The organism is Shewanella sp. AC34-MNA-CIBAN-0136, assembly GCF_040309945.1.
GTDB lineage: Bacteria > Pseudomonadota > Gammaproteobacteria > Enterobacterales > Shewanellaceae > Shewanella.
Map to the genome: position 1 here is coordinate 64,601 of NZ_JBEOPJ010000007.1, position 17,992 is coordinate 82,592.

Consider the following 17,992-nt stretch of genomic DNA (forward strand, 5'->3'; position numbering starts at 1 on the left):
GACTCTGTTGCCATCATGACTCCAATAACTCATTTAATTTGGTTAAAACAATCGAAATTGAGTCAGCTTCTAAACAAATCATGATTTTAGAATCAAATCGACTAGATTCTATTTTAAATTCAACTTCCATTAATAATGTGTTGCCCCAGCGATAATGACCCGCAGAAAGAAGTGTTGGGTCAAATACTGTTGGCATACTTAATTTTGTATTCAGTGTTAATTGTTGTGCAAAACCATTTAAGCAGGCCCCTGCAAGAATATTAGATAATTCCAGTAATAACTCTTCTTGGGTAATGTTAGACAATGGCAATTCGTAATCCATCAATTCAGCAATGGCTTCACAGCCCTGTTTGGATTGCAGGGAAAGTACTTCCCCTTTCACTGTACCCAGAAAAGACTGCCTGGTATGCCACATGGTGTCTAAGTTGATCATCTCAACAAACTCTGTAGGGGTAACTGACGATATTTGAGGGATAGAAAGTGTAATCTTAGCGCCAATCAGTCTCGCAAGAGAATTGGCTGCTTGCCCCATAGAAATGTTCATTAGCTCCTGCAAAGCATCACGCTGTTCTTCACTTAAATAGTCATTCATATTAACCCCACGTCAGATAAAGCCTGCGATAATTGCTCTGCTTGTAGCGGTTTATGTAAAAAGCGAAATGCCCCAAGTCGATCGACTAATTTTTTAGCTTCGGGTTGAATATCCGCGCTAATCACAATAACAACTGTTTTAGCATGATGTTCCTGTAAATAGCTTAGGACACCAAATCCGTCCAGTTCGGGCATAGTTAAATCCAAAAAAAGCACTTCTGCTTTGCCTGCTTCAACCGCTTCAATTGCCTCTTTGCCATTTTTGGCTTCGGTGATTTCAACATCCCAATCAACAGGGAGTGCACGCCTAACTACTTTTCTTGACATCATCGAATCATCTGCAATGGTTACAGGTATAGGCATTATAATCTCCAGGTTGTCTCATTTGTCCTTTAGATTATGATGTAGTCTTACAGAAAGTCAAAATTTAATAGAGTATTTTTTATAAACAGTGGTGTTAATTCATTTTAGTTGACATAATCAGCAGAAGACAAATAAGACACAACTTTCCATTAACAAATTAAGCATCTATTACTATTGAGGTTTTTATGAAAGGTATCATTTTTAACGTACTTGAAGACATGATAGTTGAACAATGTGGTATGGGTGTATGGAATGACTTAATGGAAAAACATGCGCCTGCGGACAGAGTATATGTTTCGGCTATCAACTATCCAGAAAATGAGTTATTTGCCATCGCCACAGAAGTCTCCGAGATTTTAGGTCTTCCTTTACAAGATGTCATAAAAGCCTTTGGCCAATTTTTATTTTCAGGCTTGGCTGCAAACCATACTGCCGTTGTTGAACGTTTCACAGACTTTACGTCACTCGTTATGGGCATTCATAATATCATCCACGTAGAAGTGAATAAGCTTTACGATGAGCCCTCATTACCTACCATCATGTCGACAATGATCGATGACCATAATATTGAACTCAAATACTATTCTCCGCGTAAATTATGTTTTTGTGCTGAAGGGCTTATCTTTGGTGCAGCTGATTATTATCATCAAAATATTAGCATCAAACATGACACCTGCATGCATCAAGGTGCTGAACAGTGCATCTTAAATATAGAGTTAAAAAATGATTGATAAATCTAACCCATATTACATTGCCTACCATCGAGAAAAGAAAGCCCGAGTTGAAGTTGAGCAATTGTTAGAAGATTACACTAGACAAGTGTATGAAAAAAATATGTTGTTAGAACAGCAGATTAAACAAATTAAAAATCAACAGCAGTCACTGATACAACAAGAGAAATTAGCCTTATTGGGGACTCTCGCTGCTGGTGTAGCTCATGAAATCAATAACCCATTAGCGTTTGTGATCAGTAATGTCACCACGTTAAACAGTTATGTGAACGACTTAATTGAGGTAATCCCTAAAGAACAGTTAAGTCAAAGCGACCAAAATACTATCAATTTTATTACAGAAGACTTACCAGAGCTTATCACCGATAACGATCAAGGTTTTTTTCGCATTAAAGATATTGTTAAAAACCTGCTGTTCTTTGCCAGAACAGACTCCGAAGAATTAACAGAAATTGATTTGTCTGGTGCCATTGATATGGCAGTCAAGTTATTAGGCCCAAAACTAAAAAATATTCAAGTTAAACAAGAACTTTGCAAGGTACCTAAAATTCGGTTTAATTCAGGAGAGCTTAACCAAGTGCTGGTCAATATCTTGGTTAATGCCATTCAAGCCTGTGAACAGCCAGCAAATAATAGCGCGATCATCACCATCAAACTGGCGCAGCATGACGGTATGATTCAACTCAATATTATCGATAATGGTTGTGGTATGTCTCCTGAAGTGCAACAAAGAATGTTTGATGCTTTTTATACTAACAAGCCTGTAGGCACTGGCACAGGTATAGGAATGTCGATTGTGTTGCAGATATTAAAACAACACAATGCGACGATTGATGTACAGTCTGAATTAGACAAAGGTACCATCATAAAAATTGGCTTTAATTTATCTGCACCTATATAGAAAATAAATTATAAATAAGTACTTAGCCAATATTTTTATTAAAAAAATCAACAGTCCGCTGCCATGCTAATTCTGCATTAATTTCATCATATCTGCTGGTCGAATCATTATGAAATCCGTGATGGGCTTTTTTATACATGTGCATGGTATAGGGTACCTTAAATGCTTTTAAATCTTGCTCGTACTCGGGCCAAGTATTGTTAACCCTTTCATCTAACTCGCCTAATTGAATTAATAATGGCGCTTTAATATTTTGTCTTAATTCTTTTGCTGCTGGAGTGCCATAAAATGGAACACCGGCTTGAATCAAATTTGAATCAACTGCCGCGAGATAATTAACAATATAGCCGCCAAAACAAAATCCCACCGCACCTAAGTTACCATTACTGCGTTGATGCGATTTTAAAAACTGGGCGGCCGCAACAAAGTCTTGTTCAATTTTGCTGCGGTCTAATGATTGCTGCATTGCCCGGCCTTCATCATCATTACCGGGATAACCGCCTAGTGAAAAAAGTGCATCAGGAGCAAAAGCAATAAACCCCGCTTTCGCTAAACGGCGAGCAACATCTTCAATATATGGATTTAAACCACGATTTTCATGAACGACTAATACAACGGGCAATAACCCTGTTTTACTTGTGGGCTCGACTAAATAGCCCTCGCCTTTGCCATAACCTAAAGGCGAATCAAATTGAGTGTAAGTGGCTTTAATGTCGGCATCATTAAATGAAACTTGCTCAGCTAGCGCATAATTAGGCAATAATGCCGAAGTCAGCACACTCATTGAATAACCTAATGCCACTAACGAGCCTAATTTAGTCATAAATGTCCGACGGTCCATGCCACCATGAGCATAGGAGTCATACCAATCAAAGGCTTGTTGCGGAATATTATCGACGGATTTGTGCTGCATAAGTTCCCTCTTCTGATCAAATGTAATTACGCTAATTGATGGTTATTAATATTAGTTGATAACCGTTAATGTTACCTGAAGATAATGTATTCACCATCGTCAGCCGATTTTATACGCTTAATTAGCCGCTTAAGGTCAACTGATTTGGTGCGCCTACTTATCACAATTTAAGACTCTATCAATTGTGATGAGTCATGGTTGAGCTGGCTGATATCGCTTAAGCGTATGTGATGGATTTTCTCCAAAGAGTTGTGTGTAATATTTGGTAAATTGGCCAGCATGCCAAAAGCCCCAATTGGCCGCAATCACCGAAATAGGCGTATCTTGGTCGGGTTGTTTCAGTTGACGCCTGACATTATTTAAGCGTGTAAGACGCAAAAAGCGCAATGGATTAATGCCTAAAATACTCTCAAAACTATACTGCAAGGTTCTTCGGCTCACAAAAGTAAGCTCACAAAGCTGGGTTATCGTCACCGCTTGTTGAGGATAATCATGCAAGAATTCTTTTACTTTCTCTACCACGGCTAAACGATGTTGATAGCTAGGCGCCACCACTTGTTTTGATGATTCCTGGGTTAATAAATTCAGCGCTAAAGTGCTTAACATATCTTGCTGTAACGCAGTATGTAAGCCTAATTCACCTTGGTTAATCAGTGATTCAATCATAAAACGGGTTTGGTTAAGTTGCATTGGATTAGTACTTAATCGCTCCGCCCCTTGCGACGTTAAACTCTTAAGTGACAAACCTTGTATCTCAGCCATAGTAAATAAGATCTGTTTATTAATAACCAAACCATAAATAGTAAACTGTTCTGGGGTCATTAACTCAAAATCACAATCACTGCTACGACACATAAACTGATGAGTATCAACTGGTAAACCATTGATTTTACTTTGGTCTGAAAAACGTGGAATGCCTAACCAGATTGATTCAGGCGCGATATTGCATTGCTGTCTTAGTGCACGCTGAGTAAATTCTTTAAATAAATGCGCCTCAGGATAGTCAAGCCCTTCTATACAACCATAAAAACTGCCGTTACTGACTTGATCATAAACTTGCTGCCATTGAGTTAAATTATGCGCCTGCTCATCAATATCGTTGGTTGTGACCACGCTCTTTTGTGGTGCGCACTGATTAATATGGTGCTCCATCTGTCACGTCCTCTTGATATAACACTGTTAACCCAAACTCTAACCCTGAAGAAAAAGCACTTTATCTAGCTGAAATTAATCACAAAAAATGACTTTGCCAAAACTTGATAGCCACTTGGTACGATTTAAGCTCGTGTAAACTTATAAATTAATTGATTAACGATTACAGGAGCAAAACCTGTACCAAAGTTCAATCGTTAACCTCGAGGTCATTAATGAGTCAATCGTATCGCTACACCTTAGGTAGCCAAACATATCAATTTCGACATCTTGCAGACCTAATGGCTAAAGCAACGCCACAGCGATCCGGTGATCGCTTAGCCGGAGTGATGGCTCAATCAGCGAAAGAACGAGCTGTTGCGCAAATGACACTTGCAGATGTGCCATTAAAAACCTTCCTTAACGAAGCGCTTATTCCATATGAAACAGACGAAGTTACACGATTAATTTTAGACGAACATGACACTCGTGCATTTGCTTATATTAGCCATTTAACGGTTGGCGATTTTCGTAACTGGCTACTTAGCGACTACGTAACACCACAGGTTTTAGCCGCAGTAAAAATGGGCATCACACCTGAAATGGCAGCGGCTGTGAGCAAAATTATGCGTAATCAAGATCTTATTCTTGTGGCTAAAAAATGTCATGTCACTAGCGCATTTAGAAATACCATTGGCTTGCCCGGTCATTTATCGACCCGCTTGCAACCTAACCACCCTACCGATGATGTCAATGGGATTGCAGCTTCAATACTTGACGGTTTGTTGTATGGCAATGGCGATGCTGTGATTGGCATTAATCCAGCAACAGACAACGTAGCGCAAGCCATAAAACTAATGAAATTGATGGATGACGTGATCCAAAAATATGATATTCCAACACAGAGCTGCGTCTTAACCCACGTCACTAACACCATTGAATGTATAGAAGCCGGCGCACCGGTTGATTTGGTGTTTCAATCAATTGGTGGCACCGAAGCCACAAACAGCAGTTTTGGGTTTAATTTAAATACCTTAGCAGAAGCACAAGATGCAGCATTAAGTCTAAAGCGTGGCACCGTTGGCAATAACGTAATGTATTTTGAAACCGGCCAAGGCAGCTCGTTGTCTGCTAATGCTCACCATGGGTTAGACCAACAAACCTGCGAAGCTAGAGCCTATGCTGTCGCGCGCAAGTTTAATCCGCTACTGGTGAATACAGTGGTTGGCTTTATTGGTCCTGAATATTTATTTGATGGTAAAGAAATTACTCGGGCCGGATTAGAAGATCATTTTTGCGCAAAACTACTTGGTGTACCTATGGGGTGTGATGTGTGTTACACCAACCATGCCGAAGCCGATCAAAACGATATGGATAATCTTCTCACCTTATTGGGGGTTGCCGGTTGCTCGTTTGTGATGGGGATACCAGGTTCAGACGACATCATGCTGAATTATCAAACCACTTCTTTTCATGATGCTTTATATGTTCGTCGTGTATTGGGCTCTCGCCCAGCGCCAGAATTTGAACACTGGTTAAGCAAAATGAACATTATGAAAAATTCGGCAGATTTTGAGTTGTCCAACACGGTACCCAATGCATTTGCTAAACCACTGTATGCACTACAAGGAGACTATTAATGGACTCCAATTGTGTAGATAAACAGAACAACCTTGTCGATTCAATTCAATCACATCATCAACATGGCAATGTAGTCTCCAATCCATGGCGCGACCTTCGCCGTTTTACTGATGCACGAATTGGCCTTGGTAGAGCCGGAATTAGCTTGCCCACATCAGAGTTATTAGCGTTCCAATTATCACACGCGCAAGCTCGCGACGCGGTGAATTTACCGCTAAATATCGATGCTCTGGCAATTGATCTAAGCAATATCTTATTACTGGATAATGTGACTTATCCTATGACAGTTAACAGTCAGGTTGATGATCGTATCACCTATTTACAAAGACCTGACCTTGGCAGAAAACTTGCTGAAAGCGGCCGCAAAACCTTACTACATCACATGAACAGTCAAGGTCAAGCTGCCGACACTCAATACGACCTTGCCATAGTAGTGGTCGATGGTTTGTCATCATTAGCGGTACAAAACAACGCCAAGCCATTTATCAACGAGTTATTAAGTCAACTGCATCAGCAACACTCTGGATGGAATATCGCCCCCATCACCATAGTAGAACAAGGTCGAGTTGCCATAGGTGATGATATTGGCCAGCTGTTAAATGCCCAAGTGGTGATGGTGCTTATCGGCGAACGCCCGGGACTCAGCTCACCAGACAGTCTTGGCTTATATCTCACTTGGGCGCCTAAAACGGGGCTTAATGATGCCTGCAGAAATTGTATTTCAAACATTCGCCCTGCTGGCTTGCCTTATACCGAAGCAGCCAAACGGGCTGTTTACCTATTAACACAAGCTAAAAAACTCAAACTAACAGGAGTGAATTTAAAAGATCGCACTCAAGACGATGTGATTGAACACCAACAACAAACTCAAAACTTTTTAATTGCTGAATAACCCTAAATAAATTCTACATAAAAATGTAAATACCACCGGAGAAACAATCATGTCTGAAAACAACAAAGAGTATCTTGCCAAAAGGCAACTTAAAAGCGGTACCGCTGGATGGGTTTTATTGGCAGGTTTAGGCGTGTCGTACGTTATTTCTGGTGATTTCGCAGGTTGGAACTTCGGCATAGCCGAAGCTGGCTGGGGAGGATTTGCCATTGCAGCTGTACTGATGGCAATCATGTATTTAGCGTTAGTCTTGTCCTTAGCGGAAATGTCAGCAGCAATACCCGCTGCAGGTGGCGGCTATAGCTTTGCTCGCCAAGCAATGGGACCGGCTGGAGGATATTTAACCGGACTGGCGGTGTTAATCGAGTATGCTCTGGCCCCTGCTGCTATTGTTATTTTTATTGGCTCTGCGGTACAGGAGTTACTGGGATTTAACGGCCCTTGGGTGTATGCACTGTTTTATATCGTCTTTGTCGGTATTCATCTCGCGGGTGTTGGAGAAGCACTAAAAGTCATGATGGTGATCAGTGGTTTAGCTGTTGTAGCCATTATTGCCACTGCAGTGGTGTTGATTGGCAACTTTGATGCTACCCGACTTTATGATGTTGCTGTTACTGATGCAGCAGGTGCTAGTGAGTTTTTACCATTAGGATGGTACGGTGTTTGGGCTGCTCTGCCCTTTGCCATGTGGTTATTTTTAGCTGTAGAAGGTGTTCCATTAGCAGCAGAAGAAGCCAAAGATCCGGCCAAAGATGTGCCTAAAGGTATTATTGGTGCAATGATATTTTTATTGTTTACTGCGCTGCTGGTTGTAGTATTAGTCCCTGGCGCTGGCGGTGCCGCGGCTATGGGAGCAAGTGCTGTACCACTCGTTGATGCATTAAATGTGACCGGTAATCATACCTTAGCGACTATGGTAAATATTTTAGGTTTAGCAGGTCTAGTAGCCTCATTTTTCTCAATTATTTATGGTTATAGCCGTTTGGTATTTGCGTTGTCACGTGCAGGCTATATTCCGCGTTCACTGTCAATTACAACCTCGCGCAAAGTCCCTGCCCGCGCATTAATAGTCCCGGCAATATTCGGTTTTATTGCATCACTCAGCGGCGAAGGTGATTTATTGCTTGCTATGGCCGTTGTGGGCGCAACAGTATCTTATGCATTAATGGCATTAAGCCATATATTATTACGCATAAAACAGCCTGAATTAGTCCGTCCATACAAAACACCGGGTGGTGTCGTAACATCAGGTATTGCATTAGTCCTGTCTTTAATAGCATTAACCGGAGTGTATGCGTTTGACCCACGGGCATTCTTATTCACAATAGGGTTATTTGTCATTGGCGCTGCATACTACTTTGGCTACAGCTCAACTAGGTTGGTAGCAAAAAATGCTGATGAAGAGTTTGCGATGTTGGCTGCGGCTGAATCAGAACTAGTCATGGAAAACTAATCAAACAACGCTTAATGCGATCTGGTTGTGATAACAGATCGCATAATATCAAAAACGTATTCCTCATCTAACCAATATAATTAATTGATTTAATGCTCAACTCTAACGATCCCGAGTTAAATGTTGCACTAGCCATGCTGTCAGTTCAGACACATTAATGCAGGGTGCATTTACAAGCATTTTGTAAGATTAGCACTATGGTTAACTGAACGGCCACAACGCTGGAATCAAACTCAGAAGAGTATCGCCAGCAAGAAATCTCACTGCACAGCTGAGGCGTACGTCCTTCCCAAGCTATCGCCTACTGTAGATAAACAACATAAACCTGTTCCATAAAGCAGCAATAACAATAACAACTACTCGCCTCCAGCAGCATAAAGTAGCCATAATCAGTAATCAGTAATCACAGTCCACTGGTCATTAGTCATTAGCCATTAGCCATTAGCCATTAATGCCACTATTGTCATCAACCCATTTCCTTGCTTGCTCAGAAACCGATTATTGTTATCTTTCGTCCAAACGCTTAGCGCAGACGATGGGTCAGTGCTTCAATATGTTCTGGACCAATCCCACAACAACCGCCAATGAGTGATGCCCCCACGGCACGCCAGCGTTCTGCCCATGTTAGATAATCAAGTGGCCCAAGATCGTTACGGATCTCATCTAAACCATCATTGGCCGTAGCATCTTTTGCTTGCGGAGGGAAAGCATTCGCATAAGCCCCCAATCGGATGTCATTTCGGCCAAGCTTATCCAGACAGTCTGAGGCTACCTTTAGTGCAGCCTCAATGACTTCAGGCTGACAACAATTAAACAAAATGGCATCTACACCTACTTCTATCAGTCTCTCTATGGCATACACGACGGATTCACCAGATCGTAATCTAGGTTCATTTGTGACTATTTCATCCTCAAGCGTAAAAGCGACCCAAAACGGTTTACCGTCATTTGGCAGTAACCTTTTAATCGCAAGCGGTTCAGCGATAAGACTCACTGTTTCGACCAGCCACAGATCCACATTGGGTGACATTGCTCGTATCAGCGGAGTAGCGAGCTCACTGACTTTATCAGCATCGAACAAATCGGCCCGATATGAGCCAAACAATGGCGGCAATGAGCCCGCAACTAACACAGAACTCCCCAGCTCGTCGGCCACATCGCGTGCCAACTTACTCGCAAGCGCGGCCAATGTTTCCCCTTCTGCTGCAAAACGCTCGGCTCCAATATGAAACGGCACCAAGGCATAACTATTGGTTGTAATAACTCGAGCGCCACTATCGACATAAGCACGGTGCACTTGAGCCACTGTTTGTGGTGCTTCTATTAAAGCCAGAGCGGACCATTCAGGTTGACGAAATGGAGCACCTCGGCTTGCCAATTCGCGTCCCATACCACCATCAAGCACCCACAATTCCTGCTTATCCATTATTAATGACTCCATAATATTAAGATGTCTCTACAAATCTTTATCCCGAGTGATGCTGAAATAGATCTCAATGACACAGTCGAGTACACGAATAAATCGACCAAAAAAAATAAGACGTCTAGATGGCTAAAGTGTAAAGGTATAAATGGGATACTGCAATCAACCATACCGAAAATATTAAATAACTTTGTTATTGATATCCACTCATTCTAAAAACCTAAACGAGGTATTAAATCGATATTAAATACGGCTTAGCTTAACCAACACCATTAAATCGTGTCCAATATTGATTAACCTGAGCTCAGGATAACAAATCAATGACCGCAGCAGCTTAGATGAATGATGCTTGAATAGAATTGGATAATTTAAATAGGTATAAAAACTATCAAATAAAGTGTGAAGTACAACCAGATAGCATTACTCACATAGGTTGTTGGAACTGTCATGATGAAGTTGTTAGCAGTAAGATGAGTCTTTATTTGGACATTTTTGTCGTTATTTAAATTAGTAAAGCCCAATAGTCTAATGTCGATTAGCACGACTGAGCGAAATACATATTTATGCTGACAGTAGCGGTCTATTCGATTGTTAAAGCGTATTTATGATAAACATCATCAACGTTCATCGGTTTTGAAAAATAATACCCTTGCGCCACATCACATTGATATTCAATCAAAAAATCTAATTGTTCTTGTAATTCTACCCCCTCAGCCGTGACGCATTTACCTAATGAGTGAGCCATGCTTATCACCGCTTTTACCACGGCTTGATCTTCGGCTGAATGAATCAGATTGGAGATAAATGACTGATCAATTTTTAACATGTTGGCAGGTAGTGATTTAAGATAAGCAAGTGATGAATAGCCGGTACCAAAGTCGTCGATAGCGACATGAATATCTGCTTCGATCAGTTTATGTAAAATCTCGATTGATTGCTCAGGAATGGCCATCAATGCGGTTTCAGTGATTTCAAACTTAAGCCACTTAGGTTCGGCGCCAGTATCTGTAATAACAGCCAGTAAATCGTCAGCTATATTTATATTTATCAGTTCCAGTGCTGACAAGTTAACTGAGACCCTCTTAAAGTCAAAACCTTGCTCATGCCATTTCACTAACTGTTGGCATACCGTTTTGAGCATCCAACGACTTAATTCAAAGATTAAACCAGTATTTTCGGCAATAGGGATAAATTCAGCCGGAGAGATAAGCCCAAAGTCTGGATGGTCCCAACGCATCAACGCTTCAAATCCACCTAGGCCTTGGCTTGGTAAAAGGATTAAAGGCTGATATACCGCAAACAATTGATAATGTTCAATAACAGGTTCAGCTAACGCTTTACGTAACCCCTGCTCAATAATGAGACGGCGTTTATTATGTATCGCTTGTTGTTTGTTACAAAATGCCACCCCAAACGGTCTTTTTTTCGCTTCATACAAGGCTGAATCAGCTTGGCTTAATATCGCTTCAGCATCTTGGCCATCTTCAGGAAAAAGACTAATACCCACACGGCAACCTAAAATAATGGTTTGTTCTAAAAACTCAAAATGTTGTTGAAACACTTCAACTAATTCTGTCGCAATGGCATTTGCTTCATCGGCAGCTTTATTGGGTAATGCAATACAAAATTTATCACCGCCAAAACGTGACACTGTGAAGGTTCCATCTAGCGTAGTACTAATGCGTGTAGCCGCCTGCTGTAGAATATAGTCGCCAGCACTATGTCCAAAATTATCATTAATAATTTTAAAACGAGTAAGATCTAAAAATAGTAATGCCAGTGGCTGTTGATTTTGCAGACATGTTTGAATATTTTCGTCGAGTAAAATCTTAAAAAAGTAACGGTTAATTAAGCCCGTTAAGTCGTCATAGTGCGACAGCTGATACAACATATCTTGTTGCTGTTTACGCGATGTCACATCGTGGGCAATACCTTCGCAACCAATGCATTTACCTTCATCATACATAGGTCGTTCAAGCACCTCAAAGGTATGAATAACGCCATTCGCATCAAATATTTCTATCTCAAATGGCGCTAATTTCTCTCCGTTAATAATGCGTTGGATATATCCTGAGATCAGTTGGTTTTTCGGATTGTCAGTTAACAATTTATAATAATATTCGCCAAATCCAGTAATAGTGAGCCCTAAAATATGAGTCACAGAAGGGCTGACATATTGTATAAAACCATCAGTATCGTGCTGATAAAAAATGTATTCATCTTCTAACGACTCAACCAAACCACGGTATCTATTTTCGCTAATGGTAAGCTGAAGCGTCCGTTCCAAGACGTTTTTTTCAAGATTATTTTTTAATTCGTTTAATGCCATATTGGCATTTGCAGTATTAATATTCGCAATGGTTAAGGCTTGATTATTCCGTCTAGCTTGCAAAATCCACACACTAAGCAACAAAATTAATACACCTGCCACCGCCGCAAACTCAATCAAATCTTGGTTATCTTTCGGCAGCGTAATATTTGCCCCCCAAGCTTCATTAATGGCAATTTTTTCAGCAGAGCTCAACGAGCTCAACCCTTTCTGCATAATACTGGCTAAAATGGGAAAGTCTTGTCTGACTGCAATGGATTCATTAGCATTGTTTTTTTCGTAAAAGGCGAAGAATTTCAAATCAGAAAATGAGTACTTTAACTGGTAATAATTTGCTGCAGCTAAAAAGGTGATTGCAGCATCGGCTTGATTAGCCTGCACAGCTTCCATTGCTTCACGCATGTTATCAACCACAAATGGCGTTACGCTGGGGAACTCTTTAATAAGTTTATCGGAATATTGATAATCCTTCACTATCGCAATGGTTTTATTAGCAATATCACTGCGGTTATGAATTTGATGGTTATTTTTTTTACCAATAATCACCAGCGATTTATAAACAATTGGACTAGTGAACAAAAATTGGTTTTCGCGCTCAGGAGTGTTGACCATGGTTAACACCATATCAATCTCTTTTTGCTGCAGATTTTTGATGACATCCGGCCAGCGATGTTCATCATTTATGACAAACTCTATGCCTAACTTTTGCCCAATCAACAACAAAGTATCAACTGCCATTCCAACAATTTGATCGTTTTCATTGATATAAGTATAAGGAGGGAAATAACCATCCACACCCACACGGATTGGTTGATGTTCGCTCAGCCATTGTTGCTCATGTTCATTAAGGGTTATTGGCCTAACAGCGGTCATCTCGACAACATCAGCACGTGTAAAGTTAGCGAATGACAGCAATAACAATATACAAAAAAAGACGTTTGCATACACATAGGGTTTATTTGGCATTATTATTTTATTCCTGGTGCTTATATAGCCAATGCTAAAACTAACACCGGTAAAATGTAATGAATTAATGAACTGCTTAGAGGATCGTACCATATTTAAAATAATAACTAGCAGACTTAAGCATTAAATAAATTTTTTCAATCACTTAGCTATAAATAACGCGAGTTTTTAATCAACATTTCTAATCAGTTTAATGAATCTATTTATACAAAAAAGATTATCAATATACAAACTTTAATGAGTATTTTATTCAATAATCTTTAGTAAACTGCATGTTTGCGATCAGGTACTAAAGCAGGCTTTGTAAGCCCCGCTAGGGAGTGTAAACGGTCAGCCAACCATTCGTTGTACTGTTATCGGTGTGATACTTGCGATAGACAAACTGCGTCGTCGGTAACTGCTCCTGCGTTACTCTATCTCCTGCATCCATGCAGTCGTCGTTTAGGACTGCTATTAGTGTTTTGCCTTGAGGTTTACCCGTTATCGCTAAGTAATAACAGCACAGTCGATTATTGACTCAAGCTTAACTCACTAAACGACAACGACATCTTGCCTAATCCTTGATATTCAATCTGCAGTGGTTTATCCATGTCGACTTTAAGCACACCGCAATATGAACCAGTAATAATGGCCTGGCCGGCAGTAATCTCAATGCCGCGAGCGGTTAAAAAGTTCACTAACCAGTACAAAGGTGATGCAGGTAAATGGCACGGATGACATCCGTCATAGGTATTGGTAGTGTGTTGTTGAGTGACCAATATTTGAATTTTGCTAGCCATTAATGCCTTAGCTTTGTCAATTTCAGGGCCTAAATACAACCCCTGGTTACTGAGTCCGTCAGCCAATTTTTCAACAAATGTGGCTGGATAATCTCGGCTAAATCGTTGTTGAATTAACTCCAATGCCATATGAGTAGCGCTAATTTGCTGATTAATTTCGGCTTCAGAGTAATGACGATGAGCCTCAAAAGTTTGACCAACAACAAAAGCGATTTCAGTCTCAATCAGGGCTAGCTGCGCCGATGATAAAATGGCGCAATCATGTTGATTAACAATGGCATCCGCCAAAATAGGTGCAACAATCAAATCGCCATTGTCTCGCGGCGTTAAACATTTCCAGCCAGTAACATTATGTTGATTCAGGGCAATCATCGCAACTTGGATTTCAAGTGCCGTTTCAATACTGTCTATATGCTGTTCAAGTAGTAAATTTGACTCAGGATTAACACAATGCCTCTGTGAAAAAAGATGTTTGGCAATGTCGTTTATATTCGTTTGTTGAACCATTACGGTTTCCTATTGCGATAGTGAAGTTCTTTAACAAGCGAAGTTTTAGTCGCGAGTAAGTGATTATTATAAATACATCTGCGGTTAGTATTAACGCCACACATTATTCACAGCTGTATCGATGTTAGTGGCGTTAATGCTAGTCGCGTTAAAGTTAGTGGCATTAGTGTTAGTTGCGTTAATGCTAGTTGCGTTTCAGCTGATGACACCGCACAAACAACCGCAGTATCAAAGCTAGCATAAAGTAACGCTCACGTTATCCAGCTTTGCGTTGCTTTAATTGTGCTTTAGTTTGCTCAAACCACTGATAAACAATCTCGCGTGTTTGCTCCGATGGCATTGAATTAGATGCGCCTCTAATCTGGTCGATTTCGCACATCAGCGGCTCGGTTTTAGTGATTTTGATGCCAATAGTCATTCGCTCAGGCTTAGCCATTTTAAACGCACAATAATGTCCGTTGGCAATGCTTTGATGATAAATAGCAATACAGTGACCTTGTTCGCGACCTTCTGCGACGAGCTCATCATAACGGCTAATAGGCTTAATTTGGCCATTGGCTGTAAGCAATTGAGGATAGGCGAAATCAGCATTTTGCGGACGAGTTTTAACAAGCTCCATTTCATTGCGTTCAACCACCCAGCGATCATGTAACTGGCGTAAATCACTAATCGACGACAATTGACTAACCCGTTGCAGCGGATCGAAAATCCCTAATGTTATTCCCATGTGTAACGTGTCATTAAGGTACGCCATTAATTGGCTGCGACCTTGTTGCTGATTAAACGCCAAATCGAGCCCGAGCGGAGTGCCAGTAAAAAATGGGTACATGTGATCAACACTCAAAGCATTTAAGTTAATCTGTTGATAATGCTTAAACCGACTAAAGTGACAAAAACGGACATCTAACTGACGTTTAACATGCAGTAGATCAGCTTCTCGTTGATAGGTTAAGGTTAACTTATCAATAAACTTAAGTGCCGCTTTACTGCTGTGATAGCCTAATGCCGATAGAATTTGGCGCTGTCCAAGTAAGCAAAATGCCAACGCTTGTTGATTATCGACACAGCATTGCTCGCAAATAAGCAATAACAACACAGGTCTGCTGAGTAATATTTGTAATGCGGGTTCACAATTAGCAGCCAACCACAGCATTTGGTATTGATGCTCAGCAAAGGGCGCGGTGATCTTCAATAAATGTGCCGGAATAGACGTCAACCAGGCTTGACCTGCTTCGGTTTGAGTCACTAAATCAAGTCCCAGCCCTAACCCGCCTTCAAGTTGCTCATTAGATTGATGATTAAACGTTCTAAAACCAGCTAAGCCATCATGCCAGCTATGTAATTCAACATCATAATCAAAACCCAAATCACGCATAGGGATGGTTAATGCAGCGGTCATGTCGACTCCTAAAACAACCAAATCAATAATGTAGCTGATATTGAAACTAATATGGCATCAGTTTCTATTGCAAACGATTCAACCGCGCAGATATCAGCCAATTTACTCAGTTCAATGCTTTCCTAGCCCCGCGTTAACGCCATTGTCTGCTATATAAGCAGATTATAAATCGACAACTTAGCACTAACCTGTATAATCCGCGGCCTATTTACTTACATATACTCATGTCTGTCTTATTCACACGTGGCTGTTGTCTTGCCTATTGTTGATAAATATTCAGTAGTACACAGTTGGAACATTGCTTTGATTTCTACCGCTAATATCACCATGCAGTTTGGCCCTGAGCCATTATTTGAAAACATCTCGGCTCAATTTGGTCACGGTAACCGTTACGGTTTAATCGGCGCAAATGGCTGTGGTAAATCCACGTTCATGAAAATTTTGAGTGGTGCTTTGGCTCCAACATCAGGAAACGTGTCGATTACACCAGGCTTTAAAGTCGGTACGCTTAGTCAAGATCAATTCGCGTTTGAACAATATAGTGTTGTCGACGCAGTGATCATGGGTGATGTCGGACTGTGGAAAGTCAAACAAGAACGCGACAGCATTTACGCCAAAGCAGAAATGACCGACGAAGACGGTATGCGAGTAGGCGACCTAGAAAGTCAGTTCGCTGAAATGGACGGCTACACAGCTGAAAGTCGTGCGGGTGAAATTCTGCTAGAAGCCGGTATTGAAGAGTCATTTCACTTTGGTTTAATGCAACAGGTTGCTCCAGGTTGGAAACTGCGCGTGCTATTAGCACAAGCTTTGTTCGCTAACCCAGACATTTTGTTACTCGACGAACCTACCAACAACTTGGATATTCATACCATTAGTTGGTTGGCAACAGAGCTAAACAAACGTAAATGCACCATGATCATCATTTCGCACGACAGACACTTCTTAAACTCTGTTTGTACCCACATGGCTGATATCGATTACGGCGAATTACGTGTTTACCCAGGTAATTACGAATATTTCTTAGCTCAATCAGGCTTAATTCGCGAGCAACTGTTAGCGGGCAATGCCAAGAAAAGTGCTGAAATTGACGAGCTGCAAGACTTCGTTAACCGTTTTGGTGCTAACGCATCTAAAGCAAAACAAGCTAGCTCACGCGCTAAAAAGATGGACAAAATTAAGTTAGATGATGTTAAGTCATCTAGCCGTATTACCCCATCAATTCGTTTTGCAGAAAGCAAAAAGCTGCATCGCCAAGCACTCGTGCTTGAAGAGTTGTCACACGGATTCGACGAAGTGTTATTCGAACACGGCGACCTTATTCTTGAAGCGGGTTCTAAACTGGCGATTATTGGCGAAAACGGTGTGGGTAAAACGACCCTATTACGCTGCTTAGTGAATCAATTACAACACAATCATGGCCGAATTAAATGGTCTGAAAATGCTGCAATTGGTTACTGCCCGCAAGACAGCACCGCAGATTTTGATAATGACATGACTTTATTTGATTGGATGTCATTATGGCGCACACCAAAGCACAATGATTTAATGGTTCGCGGCATGTTAGGTCGTCTATTATTTTCTGATGACGACGCCAACAAAAAAGTCCGCAACTGTTCAGGTGGTGAGAAAAACCGCTTGTTATTCGGTAAGTTAATGATGATGGATATTAACGTACTGGTAATGGACGAGCCAACCAACCACATGGACATGGAAGCGATTGAAGCGCTAAACCAAGCCTTGAAATTATTTGAAGGCACATTGATATTTGTCAGCCATGACCGTGAGTTTGTGTCATCTTTGGCAACACGCATTATTGATGTAAAAGGCAAAAGATTGATAAACTTCCAAGGTACATTTGATGAATACCTTGCAAGCCAAGCTGAAGCAGAAGCCAGAGGCTAACATCTTTTTTGGGCATGCATTACTCAATGTCCATTAACGGATAACATCGTTAAAGTAAGGTCTTCATG

General features: G+C 40.9%; 14 protein-coding genes. 6 read left to right on the forward strand and 8 right to left on the reverse strand.

Going from position 1 to position 17,992, the window contains the following annotated elements; genetic code table 11:
* Window positions 1-13: 13 nt before the first annotated feature.
* Window positions 14-592 carry a chemotaxis protein CheC gene (locus tag AAEY94_RS08840; protein ID WP_101087163.1) on the reverse strand — a complete coding sequence of 193 codons (579 nt, stop codon included), beginning with the start codon at window positions 590-592 and terminating at the stop codon, window positions 14-16.
* Window positions 589-954 carry a response regulator gene (locus tag AAEY94_RS08845; protein ID WP_162023171.1) on the reverse strand — a complete coding sequence of 122 codons (366 nt, stop codon included), beginning with the start codon at window positions 952-954 and terminating at the stop codon, window positions 589-591. Before AAEY94_RS08845 ends, AAEY94_RS08840 begins: the two co-directional genes overlap by 4 nt.
* Window positions 955-1,139: 185 nt before the next feature.
* Between AAEY94_RS08845 and AAEY94_RS08850 the strand changes: the two genes are divergently transcribed.
* Together AAEY94_RS08850 and AAEY94_RS08855 are read left to right on the forward strand one after the other, a co-directional pair.
* Window positions 1,140-1,685: a heme NO-binding domain-containing protein gene (locus AAEY94_RS08850; protein WP_162023172.1), complete on the forward strand. Its 546-nt coding sequence runs from the start codon at window positions 1,140-1,142 to the stop codon at window positions 1,683-1,685.
* Complete coding sequence (locus tag AAEY94_RS08855; protein ID WP_182743451.1) at window positions 1,678-2,586, forward strand: sensor histidine kinase; 909 nt, start codon at window positions 1,678-1,680, stop codon at window positions 2,584-2,586. Before AAEY94_RS08850 ends, AAEY94_RS08855 begins: the two co-directional genes overlap by 8 nt.
* Window positions 2,587-2,608: 22 nt before the next feature.
* Here the strand turns inward: AAEY94_RS08855 and AAEY94_RS08860 are convergent, their stop codons facing one another.
* Both AAEY94_RS08860 and AAEY94_RS08865 read right to left on the reverse strand, forming a co-directional pair.
* A complete protein-coding gene (locus AAEY94_RS08860) occupies window positions 2,609-3,499 on the reverse strand; it encodes a dienelactone hydrolase family protein (protein ID WP_350978468.1) in 891 nt (296 codons plus the stop codon).
* A gap of 192 nt (window positions 3,500-3,691) precedes the next feature.
* Entirely contained in the window at window positions 3,692-4,651 is a 960-nt protein-coding gene (locus tag AAEY94_RS08865; protein ID WP_335691953.1) for a helix-turn-helix domain-containing protein, read from the reverse strand.
* 215 nt (window positions 4,652-4,866) lie between these two features.
* Here AAEY94_RS08865 and AAEY94_RS08870 point away from each other — a divergent pair, with 215 nt between their 5' ends.
* The 3 genes from AAEY94_RS08870 to eat are packed head-to-tail and all read left to right on the forward strand — an operon-like array spanning window position 4,867 to window position 8,616.
* The gene (locus tag AAEY94_RS08870) at window positions 4,867-6,270 is read left to right on the forward strand and encodes an ethanolamine ammonia-lyase subunit EutB (RefSeq protein WP_350978470.1); all 1,404 of its coding nucleotides are present in this window, start codon (window positions 4,867-4,869) and stop codon (window positions 6,268-6,270) included.
* Window positions 6,270-7,163, forward strand: a complete 894-nt coding sequence (gene eutC, locus AAEY94_RS08875; protein WP_101087156.1) for an ethanolamine ammonia-lyase subunit EutC — start codon at window positions 6,270-6,272, stop codon at window positions 7,161-7,163. Before AAEY94_RS08870 ends, eutC begins: the two co-directional genes overlap by 1 nt.
* A gap of 49 nt (window positions 7,164-7,212) precedes the next feature.
* Entirely contained in the window at window positions 7,213-8,616 is a 1,404-nt protein-coding gene (eat, locus tag AAEY94_RS08880) for an ethanolamine permease (RefSeq protein WP_101087155.1), read from the forward strand.
* A gap of 523 nt (window positions 8,617-9,139) precedes the next feature.
* On the opposite strand, the gene AAEY94_RS08885 is transcribed toward eat, so the two are convergent.
* The 4 genes from AAEY94_RS08885 to AAEY94_RS08900 all read right to left on the reverse strand — a co-directional run bounded on the left by AAEY94_RS08885 (window position 9,140) and on the right by AAEY94_RS08900 (window position 16,019).
* Complete coding sequence (locus AAEY94_RS08885) at window positions 9,140-10,042, reverse strand: homocysteine S-methyltransferase family protein (protein ID WP_182743454.1); 903 nt, start codon at window positions 10,040-10,042, stop codon at window positions 9,140-9,142.
* A 577-nt stretch (window positions 10,043-10,619) separates the two neighbouring features.
* The gene (locus AAEY94_RS08890) at window positions 10,620-13,334 is read right to left on the reverse strand and encodes an EAL domain-containing protein (RefSeq protein WP_350978473.1); all 2,715 of its coding nucleotides are present in this window, start codon (window positions 13,332-13,334) and stop codon (window positions 10,620-10,622) included.
* A gap of 509 nt (window positions 13,335-13,843) precedes the next feature.
* Window positions 13,844-14,620 carry a hypothetical protein gene (locus tag AAEY94_RS08895; RefSeq protein ID WP_350978475.1) on the reverse strand — a complete coding sequence of 259 codons (777 nt, stop codon included), beginning with the start codon at window positions 14,618-14,620 and terminating at the stop codon, window positions 13,844-13,846.
* Window positions 14,621-14,876: 256 nt separating this feature from the next.
* Window positions 14,877-16,019, reverse strand: a complete 1,143-nt coding sequence (locus AAEY94_RS08900) for a PcfJ domain-containing protein (protein WP_350978477.1) — start codon at window positions 16,017-16,019, stop codon at window positions 14,877-14,879.
* 303 nt (window positions 16,020-16,322) lie between these two features.
* Here AAEY94_RS08900 and AAEY94_RS08905 point away from each other — a divergent pair, with 303 nt between their 5' ends.
* Window positions 16,323-17,924 (forward strand): ABC-F family ATPase, encoded by a 1,602-nt coding sequence (locus AAEY94_RS08905; RefSeq protein WP_101087233.1) that lies wholly within the window; start codon window positions 16,323-16,325, stop codon window positions 17,922-17,924.
* Window positions 17,925-17,992: the final 68 nt, after the last annotated feature.

Coding starts and splice junctions, on each gene's coding strand:
- AAEY94_RS08845 (WP_162023171.1), bottom strand. CDS start 954: ATGCCTATACCTGTAACCATTGCAGATGATTCGATGATGTCAAGAAAA.
- AAEY94_RS08870 (WP_350978470.1), top strand. CDS start 4,867: ATGAGTCAATCGTATCGCTACACCTTAGGTAGCCAAACATATCAATTT.
- AAEY94_RS08865 (WP_335691953.1), bottom strand. CDS start 4,651: ATGGAGCACCATATTAATCAGTGCGCACCACAAAAGAGCGTGGTCACA.
- AAEY94_RS08840 (WP_101087163.1), bottom strand. CDS start 592: ATGAATGACTATTTAAGTGAAGAACAGCGTGATGCTTTGCAGGAGCTA.
- AAEY94_RS08890 (WP_350978473.1), bottom strand. CDS start 13,334: ATGCCAAATAAACCCTATGTGTATGCAAACGTCTTTTTTTGTATATTG.
- AAEY94_RS08885 (WP_182743454.1), bottom strand. CDS start 10,042: ATGGATAAGCAGGAATTGTGGGTGCTTGATGGTGGTATGGGACGCGAA.
- AAEY94_RS08850 (WP_162023172.1), top strand. CDS start 1,140: ATGAAAGGTATCATTTTTAACGTACTTGAAGACATGATAGTTGAACAA.
- AAEY94_RS08860 (WP_350978468.1), bottom strand. CDS start 3,499: ATGCAGCACAAATCCGTCGATAATATTCCGCAACAAGCCTTTGATTGG.
- eat (WP_101087155.1), top strand. CDS start 7,213: ATGTCTGAAAACAACAAAGAGTATCTTGCCAAAAGGCAACTTAAAAGC.
- AAEY94_RS08900 (WP_350978477.1), bottom strand. CDS start 16,019: ATGACCGCTGCATTAACCATCCCTATGCGTGATTTGGGTTTTGATTAT.
- eutC (WP_101087156.1), top strand. CDS start 6,270: ATGGACTCCAATTGTGTAGATAAACAGAACAACCTTGTCGATTCAATT.
- AAEY94_RS08855 (WP_182743451.1), top strand. CDS start 1,678: ATGATTGATAAATCTAACCCATATTACATTGCCTACCATCGAGAAAAG.
- AAEY94_RS08895 (WP_350978475.1), bottom strand. CDS start 14,620: ATGGTTCAACAAACGAATATAAACGACATTGCCAAACATCTTTTTTCA.